The organism is Paenarthrobacter sp. UW852, from assembly GCF_024608385.1.
Lineage (GTDB): Bacteria > Actinomycetota > Actinomycetes > Actinomycetales > Micrococcaceae > Arthrobacter.
In genome coordinates this window covers 292,570-313,497 of sequence record NZ_JAMSGY010000001.1, presented here as the reverse complement: position 1 = coordinate 313,497, position 20,928 = coordinate 292,570, and the positions used below count along the sequence as shown (strand labels likewise).

The 20,928-nt window shown below is 63.4% G+C and carries 17 protein-coding genes and 1 tRNA gene; 11 read left to right on the top strand and 7 right to left on the bottom strand.

What is annotated here, in order from left to right:
- The first annotated feature begins 70 nt into the window (after positions 1-70).
- From NEK97_RS01470 to NEK97_RS01460, 3 genes are read left to right on the top strand one after another with little or no spacing between them, the layout of a single operon-like run.
- On the top strand, positions 71-1,627 hold the full coding sequence (locus tag NEK97_RS01470; RefSeq protein WP_257368107.1) for a circularly permuted type 2 ATP-grasp protein: 1,557 nt from the start codon (positions 71-73) through the stop codon (positions 1,625-1,627).
- A gap of 58 nt (positions 1,628-1,685) precedes the next feature.
- Complete coding sequence (locus NEK97_RS01465) at positions 1,686-2,612, top strand: alpha-E domain-containing protein (protein WP_144648266.1); 927 nt, start codon at positions 1,686-1,688, stop codon at positions 2,610-2,612.
- On the top strand, positions 2,609-3,460 hold the full coding sequence (locus tag NEK97_RS01460) for a transglutaminase family protein (RefSeq protein WP_257368106.1): 852 nt from the start codon (positions 2,609-2,611) through the stop codon (positions 3,458-3,460). Before NEK97_RS01465 ends, NEK97_RS01460 begins: the two co-directional genes overlap by 4 nt.
- Positions 3,461-3,528: 68 nt before the next feature.
- On the opposite strand, the gene NEK97_RS01455 is transcribed toward NEK97_RS01460, so the two are convergent.
- Together NEK97_RS01455 and glgC are read right to left on the bottom strand one after the other, a co-directional pair.
- A complete protein-coding gene (locus NEK97_RS01455) occupies positions 3,529-4,980 on the bottom strand; it encodes an SDR family NAD(P)-dependent oxidoreductase (protein ID WP_257368105.1) in 1,452 nt (483 codons plus the stop codon).
- 63 nt (positions 4,981-5,043) lie between these two features.
- The gene (gene glgC, locus NEK97_RS01450; protein ID WP_257368104.1) at positions 5,044-6,456 is read right to left on the bottom strand and encodes a glucose-1-phosphate adenylyltransferase; all 1,413 of its coding nucleotides are present in this window, start codon (positions 6,454-6,456) and stop codon (positions 5,044-5,046) included.
- A 93-nt stretch (positions 6,457-6,549) separates the two neighbouring features.
- Between glgC and glgA the strand changes: the two genes are divergently transcribed.
- Positions 6,550-7,746, top strand: coding sequence for a glycogen synthase (gene glgA, locus NEK97_RS01445; RefSeq protein WP_257368103.1), 1,197 nt, complete (start codon positions 6,550-6,552; stop codon positions 7,744-7,746).
- 120 nt (positions 7,747-7,866) lie between these two features.
- Here glgA and NEK97_RS01440 read toward each other — a convergent pair whose 3' ends face one another.
- Together NEK97_RS01440 and NEK97_RS01435 are read right to left on the bottom strand one after the other, a co-directional pair.
- A complete protein-coding gene (locus NEK97_RS01440) occupies positions 7,867-9,969 on the bottom strand; it encodes an acyl-CoA dehydrogenase (protein ID WP_257368102.1) in 2,103 nt (700 codons plus the stop codon).
- A gap of 46 nt (positions 9,970-10,015) precedes the next feature.
- Positions 10,016-10,780: a TetR/AcrR family transcriptional regulator gene (locus NEK97_RS01435; protein ID WP_235521991.1), complete on the bottom strand. Its 765-nt coding sequence runs from the start codon at positions 10,778-10,780 to the stop codon at positions 10,016-10,018.
- Here NEK97_RS01435 and NEK97_RS01430 point away from each other — a divergent pair.
- Genes NEK97_RS01430 through NEK97_RS01420 form a run of 3 tightly spaced genes read left to right on the top strand, consistent with a single transcriptional unit; the run spans position 10,779 to position 14,403 of the window.
- On the top strand, positions 10,779-12,131 hold the full coding sequence (locus NEK97_RS01430; protein WP_235521992.1) for an acetyl-CoA C-acetyltransferase: 1,353 nt from the start codon (positions 10,779-10,781) through the stop codon (positions 12,129-12,131). The genes NEK97_RS01435 and NEK97_RS01430 overlap by 2 nt on opposite strands.
- An 8-nt stretch (positions 12,132-12,139) precedes the next feature.
- Positions 12,140-13,480, top strand: a complete 1,341-nt coding sequence (locus NEK97_RS01425; RefSeq protein WP_257368101.1) for a 3-oxoacyl-ACP reductase — start codon at positions 12,140-12,142, stop codon at positions 13,478-13,480.
- A complete protein-coding gene (locus NEK97_RS01420) occupies positions 13,477-14,403 on the top strand; it encodes a MaoC/PaaZ C-terminal domain-containing protein (protein WP_257368100.1) in 927 nt (308 codons plus the stop codon). Before NEK97_RS01425 ends, NEK97_RS01420 begins: the two co-directional genes overlap by 4 nt.
- Before the next feature lie 86 nt (positions 14,404-14,489).
- On the opposite strand, the gene NEK97_RS01415 is transcribed toward NEK97_RS01420, so the two are convergent.
- A complete protein-coding gene (locus tag NEK97_RS01415; RefSeq protein WP_257368099.1) occupies positions 14,490-15,461 on the bottom strand; it encodes an alpha/beta hydrolase in 972 nt (323 codons plus the stop codon).
- A 116-nt stretch (positions 15,462-15,577) separates the two neighbouring features.
- Positions 15,578-15,663: transfer RNA gene (locus tag NEK97_RS01410), tRNA-Leu, on the bottom strand.
- Positions 15,664-15,927: 264 nt separating this feature from the next.
- Here NEK97_RS01410 and NEK97_RS01405 point away from each other — a divergent pair.
- On the top strand, positions 15,928-17,232 hold the full coding sequence (locus NEK97_RS01405; protein ID WP_257368098.1) for a M20/M25/M40 family metallo-hydrolase: 1,305 nt from the start codon (positions 15,928-15,930) through the stop codon (positions 17,230-17,232).
- Between the two features lie 27 nt (positions 17,233-17,259).
- Entirely contained in the window at positions 17,260-18,420 is a 1,161-nt protein-coding gene (locus NEK97_RS01400; RefSeq protein WP_257368097.1) for an acyl-CoA dehydrogenase family protein, read from the top strand.
- Positions 18,421-18,439: 19 nt separating this feature from the next.
- On the opposite strand, the gene NEK97_RS01395 is transcribed toward NEK97_RS01400, so the two are convergent.
- Positions 18,440-18,673 (bottom strand): DUF5703 family protein, encoded by a 234-nt coding sequence (locus NEK97_RS01395; protein WP_017200923.1) that lies wholly within the window; start codon positions 18,671-18,673, stop codon positions 18,440-18,442.
- Between the two features lie 39 nt (positions 18,674-18,712).
- Between NEK97_RS01395 and NEK97_RS01390 the strand changes: the two genes are divergently transcribed.
- The gene (locus NEK97_RS01390; RefSeq protein ID WP_235521998.1) at positions 18,713-18,970 is read left to right on the top strand and encodes a hypothetical protein; all 258 of its coding nucleotides are present in this window, start codon (positions 18,713-18,715) and stop codon (positions 18,968-18,970) included.
- Positions 18,971-19,240: 270 nt separating this feature from the next.
- The gene (locus NEK97_RS01385; RefSeq protein ID WP_257368096.1) at positions 19,241-20,920 is read left to right on the top strand and encodes a sugar transferase; all 1,680 of its coding nucleotides are present in this window, start codon (positions 19,241-19,243) and stop codon (positions 20,918-20,920) included.
- The last annotated feature ends 8 nt before the right edge of the window (positions 20,921-20,928 follow it).

The following is a 20,928-nucleotide window of genomic DNA, read 5'->3' as shown; positions in this document are numbered from 1 at the left end:
GGGTTCCCGGAAACAGCGACACAATCAACGCGAAATGCGCTCGACTCGAAAAGGTGATTGTCTAATTCCCATGTCTGACCTATTCCAGGATTACTCCGAGGCCGCCGCCCGCAGTGGCGCCTACGACGAGATGTTTGCCCCGGGCCACGTAGCCAGAAAATCCTACGGTCAGGTTTCCGGTGCCTTGCGCGAGCTTTCCCTGGCGGATGTCACCGCCAGGGCGGACTCCATGGCCCGCACCTTCCTGGACCGCGGAGTGACCTTCGACTATGCGGGGGAGGAGCGGCCCTTCCCGCTCGACATTGTTCCCCGCGTCATCCCGGCCGACGAATGGGACGTCCTGGAGCGCGGTGTCGCCCAGCGCGTCAAGGCCCTCGAAGCGTTCCTCAACGACGTTTATGGACGCATGGCGGTGGTGGCCGATGGCGTGATCCCACGGCAGCTCGTCACCACCAGCGCGCACTTCCACCGGGCGGTCCACGGCTTTGAACCGTCCGGCGGGGTCCGTGTGCACGTCTCGGGTATCGACGTCGTCCGCGATGCTGCCGGAACTTTCCGCGTGCTGGAGGACAACGTCCGTGTCCCGTCGGGCGTAAGCTACGTCCTGGAAAACCGCCGGGCCATGGCAAAGGGCCTACCTGAAGCGTTCGGCCAGCAGCACATCAGGCCCGTGGAGGAATACCCCCGGCGGCTGCTTTCGGCCCTGCGCAAAACAGCACCGGCCGGTGTCGACGATCCGACGGTTGTTGTCCTGACTCCGGGTGTCTTCAACAGCGCCTACTTTGAGCACACCCTCCTCGCCGGCCTGATGGGCGTGGAACTGGTGGAAGGGCGCGACCTCATCTGCCGTGGCAACCGTGTCTACATGCGGACCACCGCGGGTGAACAGCGTGTGGACGTGATCTACAAGCGCATTGATGACGACTTCCTCGATCCCCTCCAGTTCCGCTCCGATTCCATGCTGGGTTGCCCCGGTTTGGTCAACGCTGCCCGTGCGGGCGGAGTCACCATCGCCAACGCAGTAGGCAACGGCGTAGCCGATGACAAGCTCGTGTACAGTTACGTGCCTGACCTGATCCGGTACTACCTCCACGAAGAGCCGATCATCGCCAACGTCGACACTTTCCGACTCGAGGAAAAGGAAGCCAGGGAGCATGTTCTGGACCGCCTCGATGAACTGGTGGTCAAGCCGGTTGACGGCTCGGGCGGCAAGGGACTTGTTATTGGCCCGGACGCCTCCAAGGACGAACTGGATGCCTTGCGCAAGCGCGTGATCGCCGATCCCCGCGGGTGGATCGCCCAGCCTGTCCTGCAGCTCTCCACGGTGCCGACCCTTTCGGGCGACAAGTTCGGTCCCCGCCACGTGGACCTGCGTCCGTTTGCCGTGAACGACGGCGACGACGTCTGGGTCCTGCCCGGTGGCCTGACCCGGGTTGCGCTGAAGGAAGGGTCCCTGATTGTGAACTCCAGCCAAGGCGGTGGTTCCAAGGACACCTGGGTGCTGGCCAATTCACCGGAGTTGCCTGCCGAGTTCATCCCGCGCCAGTCCGTGACCGTGCGTGAGCAGGTTTCTGTGTGGCCTGTCGAAAGCAACTGGCGCGACCGGCAGACGGAGCAACAGCAGTGAAACCCCTCCACCAACTACTTGAACTACGACAGGCACCACGTGAAGGAGGCACAGTTCCATGCTGAGCCGTATTGCTGAGTCACTCTTTTGGATCGGACGCTACGTAGAACGCGCCGACGGTACTGCCCGGATCCTTGACGTGCACCTGGAGCGCCTGAACCACCTTCCCCTCGAGGAGCAGCGCAGCGTGGCGCGGGAACTGCTCGCCGTCATGGGCGCCAAACCCCAGAGCGAGGACTTCGGCCTGCCTGAACTGCTCCATGCCCTGGCCTACGACAAGCAGAGCGCCTCCTCGATCGCCGGTTCCCTCGGGGCAGCCCGGGAAAACGCGCGGCGTGCCCGGGAGACCGTCTCGCAATCCCTGTGGGAAAGCCTCAACACGACGTACTACGGCCTCAACCAGCACCGCAAGGACGTCGTTGGGACATACCGTTTCTGCAACTGGGTGCTTGAACGGACCGCGATGGTACGAGGACTGGCTGATACGACCGTCAGCCACGACGAAAGCTGGCTGTTCATGGTCCTGGGGCGCTCCCTTGAGCGGGCCGACATGACCGCCCGCATGCTGTCCACCCGTGATGTCCAGTCGGCTGGTATGTCCTGGGTCAACATGCTGCGCTGTGCCGGTGCCTACGAATCCTTCATCCGCACCCGCCGGGCAGCCTTCGGCGACCAGCATGCAGCCGAATTCCTGCTCCTGGACCGCTTGTTTCCCCGCTCGATCGTGTACGCGTTGCGCGACGCCGATGAGTGCCTTGCCAAGCTGGACCCCTCGGCGCAGCGCGTTGGTTTCATCAACGACGCCCGGCGGATCGTGGGCCAGGCCCGGACCTTCCTTGAGTTCCACCGCACCGATGACCTCATGTCTGAACTGCCCGAGCACATGGAACGTGTGCAGAAGGCCGTGACACAGGCTTCTGATGCCATTTCCCGTAAGTACTTCAATCAGGCTGATGAACACGCCTGGGTGGGAGAAGTTTCATGACCCGGCTGAGCATCGTCCACAAGACGGCCTACAAGTACAACCGCCGCGTGACCCTGTCCTACAACGAGGCCCGGATGACCCCGTTGACGGACGGACAGCAGGTGGTCCTGGAAGCGTCCCTGAAGGTCTCACCGAACCAGGCTTCCGTGAGCACCTACCGCGACTATTGGGGCACCCGGGTCACGGCCTTCGATATGCAGATGCCGCACGAAAGCCTGGAAGTGCTTGCAACGGCCACGGTGGAGGTCCACCGCAGTGAGCGCGTGGCAACGGAAGACGACATTGTTGGTTGGGACGTCATCGCCTCGGACAAGATCCAGGACGAATTCAGCGACTGGCTGCCCCAGTCGCGGTTGAGCGGCCCCGGTGAAGAGGTACTCGACATTGTTCCCGGCATTGTCGAAGGAAAGAACCCCCATGAGGCGGCGTTGGCGGTGTTCGAGTGGATGGCCGGCGAGATGACCTACATGAAGGGCACCACCGGCGTGACGACGAATGCCGAGCAGGCGTGGTCGCAGCGTCAGGGTGTGTGCCAGGACCTGGCCCACCTTGCCATTGGAGCCCTGCGCTGCAGCGGCATCCCGGCCCGCTACGTGTCCGGTTACATCCACCCGCGGTCATCGGCTGACATCGGGGAAACAGTAGCCGGACAGTCGCACGCCTGGTTGGAATGGTGGGACGGCGAATGGCGCAGCTGGGACCCCACCAACCACAAACCGGCCGGCGACTATCACGTCACTGTCGCGAGGGGCCGCGACTACCGAGACGTTCCTCCGCTGAAGGGAATCCTTTCCGGCGGCGGAGGCTCTGGGCTCTCCGTTTCGGTGGAGATCACCCGTCTCGCGTAGAAGCCCCTATATAGCCAAGGCCCTTAAGAAGAACTCTTAAGGGCCTTGGCTGTACTCAATATAATTTTCTACCAGGGGGACGGCTTGTAGTCCTTGAGAAACACGCCGTACTGGTCCTCGCCCTTCTCGCCCATCACGATGGGGTCGTAGACGCGCGCGGCACCGTCCACCAAGTCCAAGGGAGCATGGAAACCTTCTTCCATCAGCCTGACCTTGGTGTAGTGCGGACGTTCATCGGTGATCCAGCCCGTGTCCACGGCGGTCATGAGGATGCCGTCGGAGTCCAGCATCTCCTGGGCGCTGGTCCGGGTCATCATATTCAACGCAGCCTTGGCCATGTTGGTGTGGGGGTGCCCGGGGCCCTTGTAGGCGCGCGAGAACTGCCCTTCCATCGCTGAGACGTTCACGATGTACTTGCGATGTGCCGTGGAACGCTTCATCGCCCCACGCAGCCGGCTGACCAGCAGGAAGGGTGCGGTGACATTGCACAGCTGGACCTCGAGCATCTCCAGGGGATCCACTTCGTCCACCACCTGGGTCCAGCTGTTGATCGAGGCCAGGTCCGGGACCAGTCCGCCGGCATCAATGGCTGTCCCCGATTCGATACGCTCCAGGGACGCAGAACCCGTCGAGAGCGCCAAGGACGTGATCGCATCACCAGCCAGCACCGGGTGTTCGGTGACGCTGCTGGCCAGAGCCAAGGGGTGCTTGTCATGCGCATGGCCGAACGTCACCAGCTCGGGTCCGCCGTTGGCCGCTTCCAGGGCGGCAGGCAACGGTTCGTCTTCGGCATCCACCAGCGGTTTGTAGGCATTGCCTGAGCGCCGCACAGTCTGGGCTGCATTGTTGATGATGATGTCCAACGGTCCGGCCTCGTTGAGCGAATCCGTGAGCGCCATGACCTGGGCCGGGTCGCGAAGGTCGATGCCAACGATACTTAGGCGGTGCAGCCATTCCGAGCTGTCTTCCATCGCGGCAAAACGACGGGCGGCGTCCTTGGGGAAACGGGTGGTGATGGTGGTGTGGGCGCCGTCCCGGAGCAGGCGCAGGGCAATGTACATGCCAATCTTGGCGCGTCCGCCGGTCAACAACGCCCTCCGGCCAGTGAGGTCGGTGCGGGCATCACGCTTGCTGTGGCTGAAGGCCGCGCATTCCGGACACAACTGGTGGTAGAAAGCATCCACCTGGGTGTAATGCGTTTTGCAGATGTAGCAGGGGCGGGAACGGATCAGGTGCCCGGCGATCTCGCCTGTGGCCGACGGGGCAAGCTTGTTGCCGCGGGTCTCGTCATCAATCCGGTCCGGGGCTGCTGTTGCTGTCAGGGCAATAACAGCACGGTCGGCCTCGGCGATGGAGTCGCGTTTGGTGACGCGGCGGTGGCGCTTGACGGCCTTGAACATCTTGCCGGTGGCACGCCGGACGGCAACATAGTCCGGGTGCTCTTCGTCATAGACGTGGATCGTTGTCAGAACCTTGAGGCAGGCCTGGATCTCTTCAGGCGTCAGATCGGTGGAGCTCATTGACCTGATTTTACAGCCTTGGGAGCCTCCGGCCTGCCTCGGGTTCTGTCAGTGGACTGCGGGTTAGTGCGCGGCGCCCTGGGATGCGGCGTCCGCCACGCGGGCCTGGATTCCAGCGGCTACCTTTTCGGCGGAGTCACGGATGTCGGGATCGTGGTGTGTGGCTGCCTTGACCGCTTCCGGAAGGCTGCGGCGATGCTGGGCTGACAGAGCGAGCTCGGCTTCGCCTGGCTCCGGGACCACCTGGCCCTTCGCGAGGACAGTGATTCCGGACTCCGTGACCTTGTATCCACGTGCCCTGTCCAGCTCCGGGTCCAAGCCGATGGCAGCCCCCGCGGGGACCTTGACGTTTTTATCCAGGATGGCGCGCTTGATCACGGCGCCTTCACCCACACGGACCTTGTCCATGAGGACGGAGTCCTGGACACGGCTCCCAGCCGCCACGTACGCATCGTTGGAAAGGACGGATCCTTCAACGATGCCTCCGGAAATCACCACGCCGCTGGCCACGATGGAATCGAGGGCAGTGCCCACCGTGTTGTTTTCGCCGCGAACAAACTTTGCCGGCGGGGAAATGCTTTGGCGGGTGTAGATGGGCCATTCGGAGTTGTAGAGGTTGAAGACAGGGACGGGGGAGATGAGGTCCATGTGTGCGTCGTAGAACGAGTCGATGGTCCCCACGTCCCGCCAGTAAGTACGATCCCGGTCCGTAGCGCCGGGGATGTCATTGAGCGTGAAGTCGTACACGCCGGCTTCGCCTTGGTCGACGAAATAGGGGATGATGTCGCCACCCATGTCGTGCTTGGTGTCGAGCCGTTCCGCGTCAACGTGCAGTGCCTCAACCAACGCATCGGCGTCGAAGACGTAGTTGCCCATGGAGGCAAGGAACTGCGTGGGGTCGGCTGCGAGCCCGGGGGTGCTGGCAGGCTTCTCCACAAAGGCGGCAATCTTCTGGGGATCGTTCTGGTCTACCTCGATCACGCCGAACTGGTTGGCCATGTTCAGCGGCTGGCGGACTGCGGCCACGGTGGCCTTGGCACCGCTGGCGATGTGCTGCTCCACCATCTGCGAGAAGTCCATGCGGTACACGTGATCGGCGCCGACCACTACCACGATGTCCGGGGCGTCGTCATGGATGAGGTTCAGCGATTGGTAGATGGCGTTTGCACTGCCAAGGAACCAGCTCTTGCCCACGCGCTGCTGCGCCGGAACCGACGCCACGTAACGGCCCAACTGCGTGGACATGCGCCAGGTTTCAGAGATGTGGCGGTCAAGGCTATGCGACTTGTATTGCGTCAGCACAACTATTTTCAAGTATCCCGAGTTAACGAGATTGGATAATGCAAAGTCGATGAGCCGGTAGCCGCCGGCAAACGGAACCGCGGGCTTGGCCCGGTCCGCCGTCAGCGGCATGAGTCGGTTACCCTCGCCGCCAGCCAATACAATTGCCAAAACTTTCTTCAACGCCATGGTCACTGCTCCCCGTACGTCTTCGTAGCCCCCAAAAGTCCGATTTTCCGGACTCTTTCACACTAGAACACATACGCCGGAACGACTACGTTGGTTAGCGTGCGAATAGACATTGTGACTAAAGAATTCCCTCCGGAAATTTATGGCGGTGCCGGTGTCCACGTTGCCGAGCTCAGCCGGGTGCTGGCAAAGCACGTCGACCTTCACGTCCGGGCGTTCGGTGCGCCCCGTGATGCCGACTACCACGGGGCTACTGTGGCGTCATACGCCACGCCCGAAGACCTCGGCGATGCCAACGCCGCAATCCAAACGCTGGGCGTGGACCTGAGGATCGTTCCGGACATTGCGGGAGCGGACCTCGTCCACTCGCACACCTGGTACGCCAACATGGCCGGCCACCTCGCTTCGCTGCTGCACGGCATTCCGCATGTCCTCAGCGCCCACAGCCTTGAGCCCCTGCGCCCATGGAAGGCTGAACAGCTTGGAGGCGGCTATGCCCTGTCCTCTTGGGTGGAAAAGACCGCTTATGAGGCTGCCGCTGCCATCATCGCCGTATCCGACGGCATGCGCCAGGACATCCTCCGCAGCTACCCCAGCGTGGATCCGGACAAGGTCCGCGTGGTCCACAACGGCATCGACGTCTCGCTGTGGGAGCGTGATGAAGAGGACGACGCGATCCGGGCGTTGGGGATCGATCCCGCCAAGCCGAGCGTGGTGTTCGTGGGGCGCAACACGCGCCAGAAGGGCGTTCCCTACCTGCTTCGCGCGGCTTCGAGCTTGCCGGACGATGTCCAGCTGGTGCTGTGCCTCGGCGCCGCGGACACCCCGGAGCTGGCTGCGGAAACTGCCCGCCTCATCGAGGAACTGCAGACCAAACGCGAAGGCGTGGTCCTGATTGAGCGGATGCTCCCGCGGCGGGAACTGATCCAGGTCCTCAGCCATGCCACCGCCTTCGCATGCCCGTCGATCTACGAGCCCCTGGGCATCGTGAACCTTGAGGCCATGGCCTGCGGCGCAGCCGTGGTGGCCAGCGCAACCGGCGGCATCCCCGAGGTGGTCCAGCACGGGGAAACCGGCCTGCTGGTCCAGCTGGAACAGGTCACCGACGGCACCGGCACTCCGCTGGATCCGGAAAAGTTCGTCAGCGATTTCGCTGCAGCCTTGAACCAGGTGGTCGCTGACCCGGCCCGTGCCCGTGAAATGGGTATTGCGGGACGGCGCAGGGCGGAGGAGCACTTCTCCTGGGAGTCCATCACCGAAACGACCCTTGAGGTGTACCGCTCGGTCCTGCGCTGACGCGCAGCTTCCGACAAGCAAAAACAAAGTACGACGGCGCCGCCCCACTTCGGTGGGGACGGCGCCGTCGGGCGTTAACAAAGGTTCCGCAACTGTTCACCGCCTGTCAGCGGAGTACTGCTAACGGGACTTGGCGGCCTTCAAGGCAAGCAGGGCTTTCTCGTCGGCAGGAGCGGTGCCACTGGCGCGCTGCCCACGGAAATGTTCGCGGGCCTGGTCCTGCCGGGTGGCTTCAGCCCCGGTCGCGATGGCAGCGCGCAGGTGTTCCGGGCCGTATCCAAAGGCATCGACGAGGTCCAGTGCGTGCGGCCGGATCTTGACCAGCAGGCGGTTGATGTAGGTGCCCACGGTCCGGCCACGCTGCATGGACAACCTGCCGTTCATGAGGTACCAGGAGAGGTGCTTCTCGATCAGCGACAAGCCGAACAGATCACGCAGCCAGGTCAGGACACGCTTGGTTCCCTTATCGGCAACGTGGGGGAGTGCCTCGGTGAAAGCCTCCCACTGCAGGAGTTCCGCGTGGGCCTGTGCAGCTTCGATGAGTTCGTGTTGGTGCTGGTTGAACAATGCTGCGGCCTGGTGCTGGGGAAGCTTGTTGGCACCCTTGAGTGCCGCACCCACCTCAGCGACCATGGACTGGACCCGGTCAGCGAGCAAGGTCCGCTGGCCTTCTTCGTCCCGCAGCGCGAGAGCCGCTTTTTGGACCGAGCCGGTGTCGGCAACGAACTGTGCAACCTGCCGCAGGCCCGTCCTGTGCAAGGCCACCCCGGCGGCCTGATCCACGACGTAGCGGGCAAGGACGCCGAAGTCGGCGCTGCGGAATTCCTTGGCGTAATCGGCCAGCAATCGCTTTGCCACCAGCTGCAGCAGGACGGTGTTGTCGCCCTCGAACGTCACATACACGTCCAGGTCCGCACGCAGAGAGGCGAAGCGGTTCTCGATCAGGAAGCCGGCACCGCCGCATGCTTCGCGGCATTCCTGCAGCGTATCCAGGGCATGCCAGGTGCTGAGCGGCTTGAGCGCGGCAGCGAGCGTTTCCAGGTCCTGCCGGTCGGCGTCAGTGTCGTGCGCGCCCGAGAAGACGTCGTCGAATTTCTGCAGCAGCTGTTCGTGCGCGAAGCTGGCTGCGTAGGTCGTGGCCAGCCTGGTGAACAGGCGCCGCTGGTGCCGCTGGTAATCCAATAGCACTTCCTCATCCATGGCGGACGAGGCATTGAACTGCCGGCGTTCGGTGGCGTACTGGATGGCCGTCTTGAGCGCGAGCTTGCTCGCCGCAACCGCGGCGCCGTCCAGAGAAACCCGCCCCTGGACCAGGGTTCCCAACATGGTGAAGAAGCGGCGCCCCGGGCTCTCGATGGTGGAGGTGTAGGTGCCGTCCGCAGCCACGTCGCCATACCGGTTCAGCAGGTTGGTCCGGGGGATACGGACATTGGTGAAGTGCAGCCGGCCGTTGTCGATGCCGTTCAGGCCACCCTTGATGCCGTCGTCCTCGCCGCCGATGCCGGGCAGGAATTCCTTGGTGGCGGGGTCGCGGAGTTCGACGTAGAAGGCGTGGACGCCGTGAGTGACATTCTTGGTAATCAGCTGCGCGAATACGACGGCGGCAAGGCCGTCAGTGGCAGCGTTGCCGATGTAGTCCTTCCAGGCAGCACGGAAGGGCGTGTTGATGACGAATTCCTGGCTGGCTTCGTCATACGTGGCGGTGGTGGCAATGCTGGCCACATCTGAGCCATGCCCTGTTTCTGTCATCGCAAAGCAGCCGGGTATCTCCAGGCTCATGATGCCGGGGAGCCACTTGTCCTGGTGTTCAGCGGTGCCCAGGTGCATCACGGCGGAGCCGAATAGGCCCCACTGCACACCGGCTTTGATCTGCAGGGAGGGATCTGCGGTGACGATCTCCTCGAAGCCTGCGATGTTGCCGCCGTGATCGTCGGAACCGCCCAGGCGGGTCGGGAAGGCGCGGTGGACCGTGTTGTTGTCCACCAGGAATTTCAACTGCTCGAAGACACGGGCGCGGTGCTCGGTGTGGTGCAACCCTTCGATCTTTTGCACGGCCGGGTTGCCTGCAACTTTGCGGGCCTCGTGGCGGATGTGGGCCCATTTGCCGAGGAGTTGCTCCCCGAGCGCAGCCACATCCACGACGGGTTCAGTGGCAGCGGTGGCTGCGTCGTCGCGGCCGGAGGATTTCTGGGCCGATGAGGCCTTGTCCACTACTTCAGTCATGTTGCTTCCTTCTTTGGTTCCGACAACTGATGAGTCATTGCTGGTGTCAGGTGGTGGTCTTGAGGGCCGGAGCGATGCCCAGGCACAGCCAATCGGTAATCTGCCCTGCCATGGTCGCCTGATCGGGTTTTGCGCTGTCCGCGGGGCTTCCCAACCACATCTCGCCGGCATTCCTGACCAGCCCGATTGCGGCCGTGGGCCAATAGACGATCACCGACTCATGGTGGTCGCCGAGGTATTCACGCATGGGCGTGGCGATCATCCCGGTGATCTGTTCGAAAAAATTGCCCAGCGCACCGGATGCCGCGATGGCGTCCTGGGCGGATGCCTCGCCTGGCGAGAGCCGGGTAATAAAGGCGTAGACATTGGGACTTGATTCGGCCATTTGAAGATAAGCGGACACCATGGCCAGCAAACCTTCCCGGGGCGTTTGGGCCTGTTGGGCTGCTTCCTGCATGCGGCGTTGCATTTGTCCGAGGACTACCTCACCCATGGCCTGCTGCAGCCCTGCCTTGTCACCGAAATAGCGGTAGAAAACCGACTTCGATGTGCCCGCTGCGCTTGCGATGTCCTCCATGGAGGAGTCGCTGCCCAGCTTATGCACGGCCTTGCGGGCCGCCTTGATGAGTTCCCGCCGGCGTTCTTCCCGGTGCGACTGCCAGCGGGCGGCCCGGCCGTCAACCACCCCAACGGCACCGGCTTGCGGGGTCGCTGTTGAGACGGCGGATTCATCGTGGCTGTTGTTCACGATACCCAGCGTATCAGGTACGCTGGGTATCAGTAACCCGCATTGATCGAAGGAGACCAGCATGGCTGCATCAGATCTGAACCCGAACGCTTCCCGGGAACACACCGCTAGGCCCACGGCGAACCGCGCCGCCGTTATTGTCGGCGGCAACCGCATCCCCTTCGCCCGGACCGGCGGCGCCTACGCCAAATCCTCCAACCAGGACATGCTGACCGCCTCACTTGAGGGGCTCATTGCCCGGTTTGGCCTGCAGGACGAACGCATCGGCGAAGTCGCGGCCGGAGCGGTGCTCAAGCACTCAAGGGACTTCAACCTCACCCGCGAAGCCGTCCTCGGCTCGGCCCTTTCACCCGAGACACCGGCCTACGACCTTCAGCAGGCCTGCGCGACCGGACTGGAGACAGTCCTGGGGCTGGCCAACAAGATCAAGCTGGGCCAGATCGACTCGGCGATCGCCGGCGGCGTTGATTCAGCCTCGGATGCGCCCATCGCAGTGAGCGAGGGCCTCCGCGAGATACTCCTGGACCTGAACCGCGCCAAGACCCCGGTGCAGAAAGTGAAGATCCTCAGCCGCATCAGGCCCAAGGATCTGGCACCCGATGCCCCGAACACCGGCGAACCGCGGACAGGCCTCTCCATGGGGGAGCACCAGGCCCTCACCACCGCACAGTGGAAGATCACCCGTGAGGCCCAGGATGAACTGGCTTTCAACAGCCACCGCAACCTGGCAGCCGCCTACGAGCGGGGCTTCTTCGATGACCTCATCACTCCCTACCGCGGACTCAACCGCGACTCCAACCTCCGCCCCGATACCACGCTGGAGAAGCTGTCCACACTGAAGCCGGTCTTCGGCAGGAACCTTGGCGCCGAGGCAACAATGACGGCCGGCAACTCCACCCCATTGACTGACGGCGCCTCCACCGTCCTGCTGGCAAGCACGGAATGGGCCGATACCCACGGCCTGCCGAAGCTGGCCACGGTCCTGGATGGTGAGGCGGCCGCCGTCGACTTCGTCCACGGCAAGGACGGCCTGCTGATGGCTCCCGTATTCGCTGTCCCGCGCCTGCTGGCCCGCCATGGACTGACCTTTGAGGACATCGACTTCTTCGAGATCCATGAAGCCTTTGCCGGAACCGTCCTGAGCACGCTGGCCGCATGGGAAGACGAGGAATTCGGCCGCACCCGCCTGGGCCTGGACGGTGCACTGGGCAAGGTGGACCGCGCAAAGCTCAACGTCAACGGATCGTCGCTCGCGGCAGGACACCCTTTCGCCGCAACGGGTGGGAGGATCGTGGCATCGCTTGCCAAGATGCTGCATGAGAAGGGCACCGTCAACGGGCGGCCCGCGCGGGGCCTGATCTCCGTGTGCGCCGCCGGCGGGCAGGGCGTCGTCGCCATACTGGAAGCAGCTTAGGGGGAGTCTTGGCAGATAAATACACACAATTGGTGAGCCAAGGGCTCGGCAAGGACCTCGCCAAAAGGCTCGGCCTTCCCCAGCCGGTGGAACTTCGGCGTTACAGCGCCGGTGCACCGCTGGTCACCGGCCCTGTCCTCGTCAGCGGGGACAGCCCGGGCGCCGACGACATCGCCACAACCCTGCTGGGGTGGGGCCTGGATGTCCGGCGGAACGCCCTGCCCAAGGAAAAACTCGGCGCGATCGTACTGGTCCTGGATGCCGTGCAGCACCCCGACGACCTGGCAAAACCCGTCCTCACAGCCGGGGCCTCATTGCGTGACCTCGCCGTCAACGCCAGGGTAGTCACCATCTCGCGCACTGCGGACTCCGCCCAGTCTCCGGCCTCCGCCGCCGCGCGGCAGGGCATTGATGGCTTTTTGCGCTCCTTGGCCAAGGAGCTTCGGGCAGGGGCAACGGCCAATGGCATTCTCCTGGCCGACGACCTTGCAACCACCAGTCCCTCGGCACTGGGAGCCCTGCGCTTCTTCCTGTCGGGACGTTCTGCCTATGTTGACGGACAGTTCCTGACGGTCAGCTCCACCAAGGGCATCCTGCCGGGCGATCCGGAGAAGCCACTGGCCGGAAAGGTCGCCGTGGTGACCGGCGCGGCGCGTGGCATCGGGGCAGCTATTGCCCGGACCCTTCACCGTGACGGGGCTACGGTAGTCGTCGTCGACATTCCGGCCGCGGGTGACCATCTGGCGAAGGTCGCCAACGATGTCCGCGGGACCGCCCTGCAGTTGGATATCAGCCGCGACGACGCCGGGCACCGCATCATCGAGCACGCAGTGGAACGCCACGGACGCCTCGACATCGTGGTCCACAACGCCGGCATCACCCGGGACAGGCTCCTGGCGAATATGGATGAGGGGCGTTGGCGCTCAGTCATCGCGGTGAACATCGCGGCCCAGCTGCGGATCAACGAAGCTTTGCTCGCTTCCGAACACTTCAAAGACTCTCCCCGCATAGTTTCGGTTGCCTCCACCAGCGGCATCGCCGGCAACCGGGGACAGACAAACTACGGAGCGTCAAAGGGCGGGGTGATCGGCATGGTGCGTTCCACTGCCGACCACATGGAACCATTCGGTGGCACCATCAACGCGGTTGCCCCGGGCTTCATCGAAACGGAGATGACAGCCAAGATGCCGTTCGCCATCCGCGAGGCGGCCCGCAGGCTCAACTCCCTCAAGCAGGGCGGCCAGCCCCAGGACGTCGCCGAGGCCATCGCGTTCCTGGCCAGCGACGCTGCCGGCGGAATAACCGGAGGGGTGCTGCGGGTGTGCGGCCAACAACTGGTGGGAGCATGAGCACGCTGCAGCCGGTACTTCTTGGCGAACTTCCGTCGCTGTCCAAGCTGTACGTGAATGCGGCTGCCACGGCAGCACGGCGCCGGGTCCTTGGTGCGGCGGGCGGGACAGGGCAATTACCGGCCGTCAGCCATGAGGTGCGGAACGTCCATGCCGACGTCGGAAACCTCACCGCCTACCAGCACCTGGTCGGCGAGACCGCCAGCGACACCCTGCCCGCCGGGTACGTGCATGCCTTGGCGTTTCCCATCTCCATGAGCGTCATGAACCGGGACGATTTTCCCTTGCCCCTCCTGGGGATGATCCACCTGAAAAACAAGGTGGATCAAAGGGTTCCCATCGAATTCTCCGAGTCCCTGGACATCCTTTCCTGGGCGGAGAACCTGTCCGGGCACAGGGCAGGGACCCAGGTGGACATTGTGGCCGAGGTCCGTTCACATTCAACCGGTGAATTGCTCTGGCGCGGCGTCTCCACCTATCTCGCCAAGGGCACCTTCCTTCCTGGCATCGACAAGCCGGGGGCCCCGAACGGCGCCGCGGGGACCGGGGATTTCTCTCCGCCCAACCCTACGGCGCTCTGGCAACTTGGCCTCGATACCGGGCGGAGCTACGCCACGGTTTCCGGCGATTTCAATCCGATCCACTTGAGCGTCCTGTCGGCCAAGGCGCTGGGCTTGCGTGGTTCCATTGCCCACGGAATGTACCTGGCCTCCCGCGCGTTGGCGGACGTTGGAGCGGTGAAGGCGGATTCGTTCGCCTGGGAGGTGGCGTTCGAGGCTCCGGTGTTCCTTCCGGCACGGGTCGCGTTGGACATCAGCACGGTCCAGTCGGAGTCCGGTGGCTGGGAGCGCTCGGACTACGTCGCGTGGAATCCCCGAAGCGGGCGTCGGCACTTCACAGGCACAGTCTCCGCGCTGGCCTAAGACAACGCGGACGACGGCGGCGGTCACCTTCGGGGGACCGCCGCCTTTTTCGTACCTGTGTTGTGCATCTGTCCGTGCGGCCTAGGTTAGTCCTTCTTGCTGTCAGCACTTTCCGGCACATATGCGCCAGCCCAGCGGAAGACTTCCTGGAAAAACCGGCTCCTCGCCGGTTCGGCCGAGAGCGCCAGGTCGTGGATGCCGCCGTCGATCCTTGCCAAAGTTACCAGGCGGCCGAGCCGTGTACTGCGGTCAGCGATGTGCCGCACGTCCAGGACGATGTCCGCGGAACTGATGGTCTCCAGCGGTGCTGTCTCTGCGGCGCTGGCCGTCGACGCGCACACCAGGACCGGGCAGCGGATGTCCAGCCCTTTGGCGAGTTCGGCGTGACCGCGCCGGATCGCACGAAGCCAGCCTGCCAGCACCGGAAAGCCTTCGAGCGGCTTCCAGGCGAGGTTGAAATCCCAGGCACCCCCGGTGGTTACGTGCAGGCTCTGGCCGTACCGCTGACCCAGCACGCCCACCTGGCGTCTCGGCTGGTAGTTGGCAAGGCGTTCGACGACGGCGGTACCCACCGTGCGCTGGAAGAAGGGCTTGTTCAGGTCGAACCACGGGCTATTGAGGACCAACGCGTCCACGATGCCATCGAAACGCCTCCGATGTGCCCACAGGCTGGTCACCAAACCGCCCGTCGAGTGGCCAAGGACAACCAGTACGTCGTGTCCGTCCTCGTCCTTGATGATCCGCGCGGCCTCGTCCAGCTCTTCGTCGTAGCTTTGGAGTGACTCGATGTAGTTGGGCGTCTGGTGTGGCAGGAGCGAGCGTCCGTATTTTCGGAGGTCGAGGGCATAGAAGTCGTACCCGGCCTTGATCCACTCATCAGCCAGGTGCCCTTGGAAGAAGTAGTCCACGAAGCCGTGAACGTACAGCACCGCCCGCCCGGCCGGCACCGTGGCTTTCCGCGACAGGAGGGTAGATGTTACTTCACCCTCGTCATCGGGCTGGAGTGCCAGCGTCCGTACCGTGTACTCGGCGCCGAGGATGACTTCTGAGCTGTCCATCGTTTCCTTATGTGAGCTGGGAAGTGATACGTGTGATCAAACTCGCATTGTATGGGCCGGCGAACTCCCGACAATACAAACAAGGCCCGGAATCCTTTGGATTCCAGGCCTTGTGTTGGTGCGCGGAGGGGGACTTGAACCCCCACCCCCTTTCGAGGACTAGCACCTCAAGCTAGCGCGTCTGCCATTCCGCCACCCGCGCAGGTGGTGTTCAGAGAAGTGATTAAGGACCTTGCGGTGCTTTGCTTTCCTCCGAAGCAGCGAGAAAAACTCTAACACGGTTTGGGGATACGGAAAAATCGGGACTGGCCAGGGCCCCTTCCTTGGTTGTTCGGCGACCCATGGCGCAACGAATTCCTGACTCGTACCGCTGCTGGTGAGTAGGCTGAGGGGACACGGGACGGGCTGCGGAAGCCGCAGAGCGCGTCGCCGGAACCTGCAGCCCAGCCACGCAAGGAGAGTTTCCATGTCTGTCATCCGCCCCGAAGACGAAGTAGTCCGGATCTGCCAGGAGCTCATCCGCATTGACTCCTCGAACTTCGGCGACGACACCGGCCCGGGGGAGCGCGCGGCGGCCGAATACACTGCCGGACTCATCACCGAGGTGGGCCTTGAGGCTGAAATCTTCGAGTCCGCCCCGGGCCGCGCCAACGTGGTGACCCGCCTTGCCGGAGAAGACCCCTCGGCGGACGCTTTGGTGGTGCATGGGCACTTGGATGTGGTTCCTGCGCTGAAGGACCAGTGGAGCGTTGATCCCTTCAGCGGGGAGTTGAAGGACGGGCTGGTCTGGGGTCGGGGTGCTGTGGACATGAAGGACATGGACGCCATGATCCTCTCAGTCATGCGCGATTTTGCCCGGACCGGCCGCAAGCCCAAGCGGGACATCATCTTCGCCTTTTTTGCCGATGAGGAAGCTGGCGGCACGTACGGTGCCCGCTACGCCGTGGAACACCGGCGCGAGCTTTTCGATGGCGCCACGGAGGCCATCTCCGAGGTGGGTGGCTTCTCCGCCACGATCGGTGGGCAGCGGACCTACCTGCTCCAGACCGCTGAAAAGGGTCTCTCCTGGCTGCGGATGGTGGCCCATGGACGTGCGGGCCACGGCTCCCAAATCAACACCGACAACGCGGTCACCCGGCTGGCGGCTGCGGTAACGAGGATTGGGCAGTACAAATGGCCAGTGGAACTGACCCCCACCACCCGCCAGTTCCTGGACGGCGTGACGGAACTGACCGGCGTCGAGTTCGACGCCGACAACCCGGACATCCTCCTGAAGGAGCTCGGCACAGTGGCCCGTTTCGTGGGTGCGACGCTGCAGAACACCTCGAATCCCACGCTGCTTCGTTCCGGCTACAAGCACAACGTCATCCCGGAGTCGGCGGAAGCTTTCGTTGACTGCCGCACTCTTCCTGGCCAGCAGGAACTGGTTTTCGAGACGATCAAGGAGCTCGCGGGGGACGGCATCGAGATCAGTTACGTCAACAAGGATGTGTCCCTTGAGGTGCCCTTCGCCGGGAATCTGGTGGACTCCATGATCGACGCCCTGCATTCGGAGGACCCCGGGGCAAAGGTCCTCCCATACACACTTTCCGGCGGCACCGATAACAAGTCGCTGAGCAAGATCGGCATCACCGGCTACGGATTCGCGCCGTTGATGCTGCCCGATGAGCTCGACTTCACCGGCATGTTCCACGGGGTGGATGAGCGGGTTCCGGCCGAGTCCCTCCAGTTCGGCGCCCGTGTCCTGAACAGGCTGCTGAGCAACTACTAGACGCCACCACCGGAAGAAGGCACGTCGATGAATTCCGAAGAAATCCTGCCGGATGTCCTGCTTGAGCGCCTGCGCGGCCGTGCCGCAGGGTACGACCGTGATAACCGCTTCTTCCACGAGGACCTTGAAGAGCTGGCCGACGCCGGGTACCTCAAGCTTTTCGTACCGGAGGCCGACGGCGGACTGGGGCTTGGTCTTGAAGCGGTGGCGGCCTTGCAGCAACGTCTCGCCACGGCGGCCCCGGCCACGGCGCTGGCCGTCAACATGCACCTGGTATGGACCGGCGTCGCGCGTGTCATGGCGGCCAGGGGCGACAATTCTTTGGACTTCGTGCTGAAGGAGGCCGGCCAGGGGGAGATCTTTGCGTTCGGCATTTCGGAGGCGGGCAACGACTCCATGCTTTTCGATTCAGGCACGGTAGCCGAAGCGATGCCCGATGGTGGTTACCGGTTCACGGGCAGGAAAATCTTCACCAGCCTTTCCCGCGGTTGGACACGCCTGGGGACGTTCGGTAAGGACGCCGCCGCCAGGGACGGGGCAGGGGAGCTGGTGTTCGGCTTCATCCGCCGCGACGAACCCGGGCACGAAACGCTGAGCGACTGGGACACGTTGGGAATGCGGGCCAGTGCCTCGAACACCACCCTGCTGCATGGTGCCGTGGTTCCTCCGGACCGGATCTTCCGCAAACTGCCGGTGGGCCCTAACCAGGACCTGCTGATTTTCGCCATCTTCGCCTGTTTTGAAACGCTTCTCGCCGCCGTGTACACAGGCGTGGCAGAGCGTGCGTTCTTCCTGGGCGTGGAGAACGTCAAACGCCGTGTTTCGGCCAAGAATGGCGGCCGCAGCCTCGCCCAGGACCCCGACATCCGTTGGAAGGTAGCAGATGCCGCCTTGGCCATGGACGGGATCCAACCTCAAATAGCCACCGTTGCCCGGGACGTCGACAACCTCGTGGATCACGGCGTGCAGTGGTTCCCCAAGCTGGTGGGCATCAAGTCCAGGGCCACCGAGAATGCGCGCCACGTGGTGGACCTGGCAATCCGGGTAACGGGCGGTTCGAGCTACTTCAGGGGTTCTGAGATGGAACGGCTGTACCGGGATGTGCTGGCGGGCATCTTCCATCCCTCCAACGACGAATCCGCGCACAACACTGTCGCCAACGCATGGCTTGGACCCTTGGAGAAGTAGTGTGGCCTGGCGGTGGCGCCTAGACGGTGCGCTGGACGGAATACACTTTTCGCCGCAACCAGAAACGGCGCCCACCGCCCAGGTACAGGACGCTGCGTTCGAGTTCCCATTTGCCATACTCCGAATGCTCGGCCAGCCGGCGGCGGGCCTCAGGCAGTGAATCGTCAGGGCCCACCGTCAATACGAGGTACTCGTACTGACGTGCATAGTCTCGTTGGCGCTCCACGGAGCTGCCCGGAAATTGTTCTCTCATCCCTCTCCATTTTCGTCTTTTTCCGGCTAACGTGAAGTCATGAGCATCGATCCGCGTGTCGCGCTTCAATCACTGACCGCCGCCTTGGAAGAGCATCTGGTTGCCGCATCCGCCCGAAGGGGCGAGGGGGACCCCAATGTCGAGGCCGCGTTCTTCGCGGTTGCCGACGCTTTCGAAGTTTACGAGGACGCACTTTACGAGGCATTCTCCGAGGTCACTCCGCTTCAGGTCTTCGACGACGAGGATGAGGACGACGACGAGGCACTCGATGAGGACCTCGAAATAGTAGAGGACTAAGACTCTCCGCTTTGCACCGGCTGCCTTCGGGTGGCCGGTTTTTTGTGCCCATTGCCGTCCCGGCATTGCCGTTGATGACCCATGATTCCGGGCTTTTTTACCCGGTGTGCAGGGCCCGGGACACGTAGTCCCAGCGGTGCCGGCTAGGTACTTGCACGTAGGGGGATTGGGTAATGCTGCGCAAACTTGAGTACAGACTACTGGTGCGCCCCCTGACAGCCGAGGCTTCACTGATATGTAGGCAATGGCAGGTCTGCGAAGAAGGCTGACATGGTGAAAGTTCCAGTCTTGCGTCTGGGCAAGGTAGCGGCACCCACGGGTCCGAACCATGCCACCGTGGGATCAGTCTTTCCAACGGAACCTCCCACTGCCGATGTCAATCCGCCGGCGTCTCCCTGGATTGACAAGTCCGTTGCTGCACAACGGACTGAAAAGGCGGGACTGGCGGCGCCGAGGCCGGATGTCACCCTGGACCTTGTGCCGCCAGTCACCCACCGGCGCTCCCGGGTCGCCGCACCGCCAAAGGACCGCCTGACATGGACGCACCGGCTGACCACCAGCCTCCGACTGGCTGACACCATGTTGGTAGCGGCGGCCGTCACCGTCGGGTTCCTGGTGGATACGGCGGGATGGCCGTTCACCGCCAACCCCCCGGCGCAGGCAAACCACCTGGTGCTGGGCGGGATACTGGGCTTCGTTTGGCTGGCAGCACTGGAGGTCTACAGGACCCGGGATCCCAAAGTCCTGGGCGTGGGCCCGGAGGAATACAAGCGGATCTTCTCAGCGAGCATCCGCGTCTTCGGTTTCCTTGCCATCGTGGCTGTAGTCTTCCGCCTTGAAACTGTCAGTTCCTTCGTCCTGGTTTCCCTGCCGCTTGGCCTGATATCGCTGACAGGCAGCAGGTGGGGGTTCCGCCGGTGGCTGAGCCAGGAAAAATCGCGGGGGCGCTGCCTCTCGCGCGCCCTGGTAGTCGGGGAGCCGCAGGACGTCCGGTACGTGATCAAACAAATCAACAGGAGATCAGGGGCGGTCTACGAGATTGTGGGCGCCTGCCTGCCGGGTGCCCGGCGGGGAGCGGTCCTGGCTGTAGACCACCAGCGCGTCCCGGTCCTGGCATCAATCTACGGGATCGCGCACACTGTACGGCAGACAGGCGCGAACGCAGTCATTGTGGCGGGCCCTGTTCCCGGTGGCAACCAGTTCATCCAGGAACTCGGATGGCGATTGGAGGAGAACGCCGCAGAACTCGTCCTCGCGGCAACCCTCACCAACGTCGCCGGTCCGCGCATCCACTGGCGGCCGGTCGAGGGGCTTCCCCTGATGCATGTCGATATCCCGCATTACTCCGGCGGCAAGCACACACTGAAACGCCTGATGGACATCGTCATCTCAGCGGCCGCGCTGATCGTCCTGGCACCGGTGTTGATGCTGTTGGCCGCGATAGTTCACGCTGACAGTCCAGGCCCGATCCTTTTCCGGCAAGAGCGGATCGGCAAGCAGGGGACGACCTTCAGGATGCTGAAGTTCCGCTCCATGGTGGTAGATGCCGAAACCCAAGTGGAAGCCCTGGGAAGCCAGGACGAAGGTGCGGGTGTCCTGTTCAAGATCCGGGGCGACCCCCGGATCACGCGATGTGGTCGATGGATGCGCAAATACTCCCTCGACGAACTGCCCCAATTCTGGAATGTCCTCATGGGCGATATGAGCCTCGTTGGCCCCCGCCCACCGTTGTCCCGCGAGGTCAGCGCCTACGAACAACACACGCACCGGCGGCTGCTGATCAAACCGGGCATTACCGGCCTGTGGCAAATCAACGGACGTTCCGACCTTCCCTGGGATGAAGCGGTCCGGCTGGATCTCTACTACGTGGAGAACTGGTCCCTGGCCGGTGACCTAATGATCATGTGGCGAACTTTCCGGGCGATGACCCGGCCATCCGGCGCCTATTAGCGACGAAC

Bases quoted from the DNA above. Each gene is read 5' to 3' on its own strand.
- NEK97_RS01400 (WP_257368097.1), top strand. From the start codon at position 17,260: ATGAATTCCGAAGAAATCCTGCCGGATGTCCTGCTTGAGCGCCTGCGC.
- NEK97_RS01420 (WP_257368100.1), top strand. From the start codon at position 13,477: ATGAGCACGCTGCAGCCGGTACTTCTTGGCGAACTTCCGTCGCTGTCC.
- NEK97_RS01460 (WP_257368106.1), top strand. From the start codon at position 2,609: ATGACCCGGCTGAGCATCGTCCACAAGACGGCCTACAAGTACAACCGC.
- NEK97_RS01470 (WP_257368107.1), top strand. From the start codon at position 71: ATGTCTGACCTATTCCAGGATTACTCCGAGGCCGCCGCCCGCAGTGGC.
- NEK97_RS01455 (WP_257368105.1), bottom strand. From the start codon at position 4,980: ATGAGCTCCACCGATCTGACGCCTGAAGAGATCCAGGCCTGCCTCAAG.
- NEK97_RS01405 (WP_257368098.1), top strand. From the start codon at position 15,928: ATGTCTGTCATCCGCCCCGAAGACGAAGTAGTCCGGATCTGCCAGGAG.
- NEK97_RS01440 (WP_257368102.1), bottom strand. From the start codon at position 9,969: ATGACTGAAGTAGTGGACAAGGCCTCATCGGCCCAGAAATCCTCCGGC.
- NEK97_RS01395 (WP_017200923.1), bottom strand. From the start codon at position 18,673: ATGAGAGAACAATTTCCGGGCAGCTCCGTGGAGCGCCAACGAGACTAT.
- NEK97_RS01385 (WP_257368096.1), top strand. From the start codon at position 19,241: ATGGTGAAAGTTCCAGTCTTGCGTCTGGGCAAGGTAGCGGCACCCACG.
- NEK97_RS01430 (WP_235521992.1), top strand. From the start codon at position 10,779: ATGGCTGCATCAGATCTGAACCCGAACGCTTCCCGGGAACACACCGCT.
- NEK97_RS01435 (WP_235521991.1), bottom strand. From the start codon at position 10,780: ATGCTGGTCTCCTTCGATCAATGCGGGTTACTGATACCCAGCGTACCT.
- NEK97_RS01390 (WP_235521998.1), top strand. From the start codon at position 18,713: ATGAGCATCGATCCGCGTGTCGCGCTTCAATCACTGACCGCCGCCTTG.
- NEK97_RS01415 (WP_257368099.1), bottom strand. From the start codon at position 15,461: ATGGACAGCTCAGAAGTCATCCTCGGCGCCGAGTACACGGTACGGACG.
- NEK97_RS01465 (WP_144648266.1), top strand. From the start codon at position 1,686: ATGCTGAGCCGTATTGCTGAGTCACTCTTTTGGATCGGACGCTACGTA.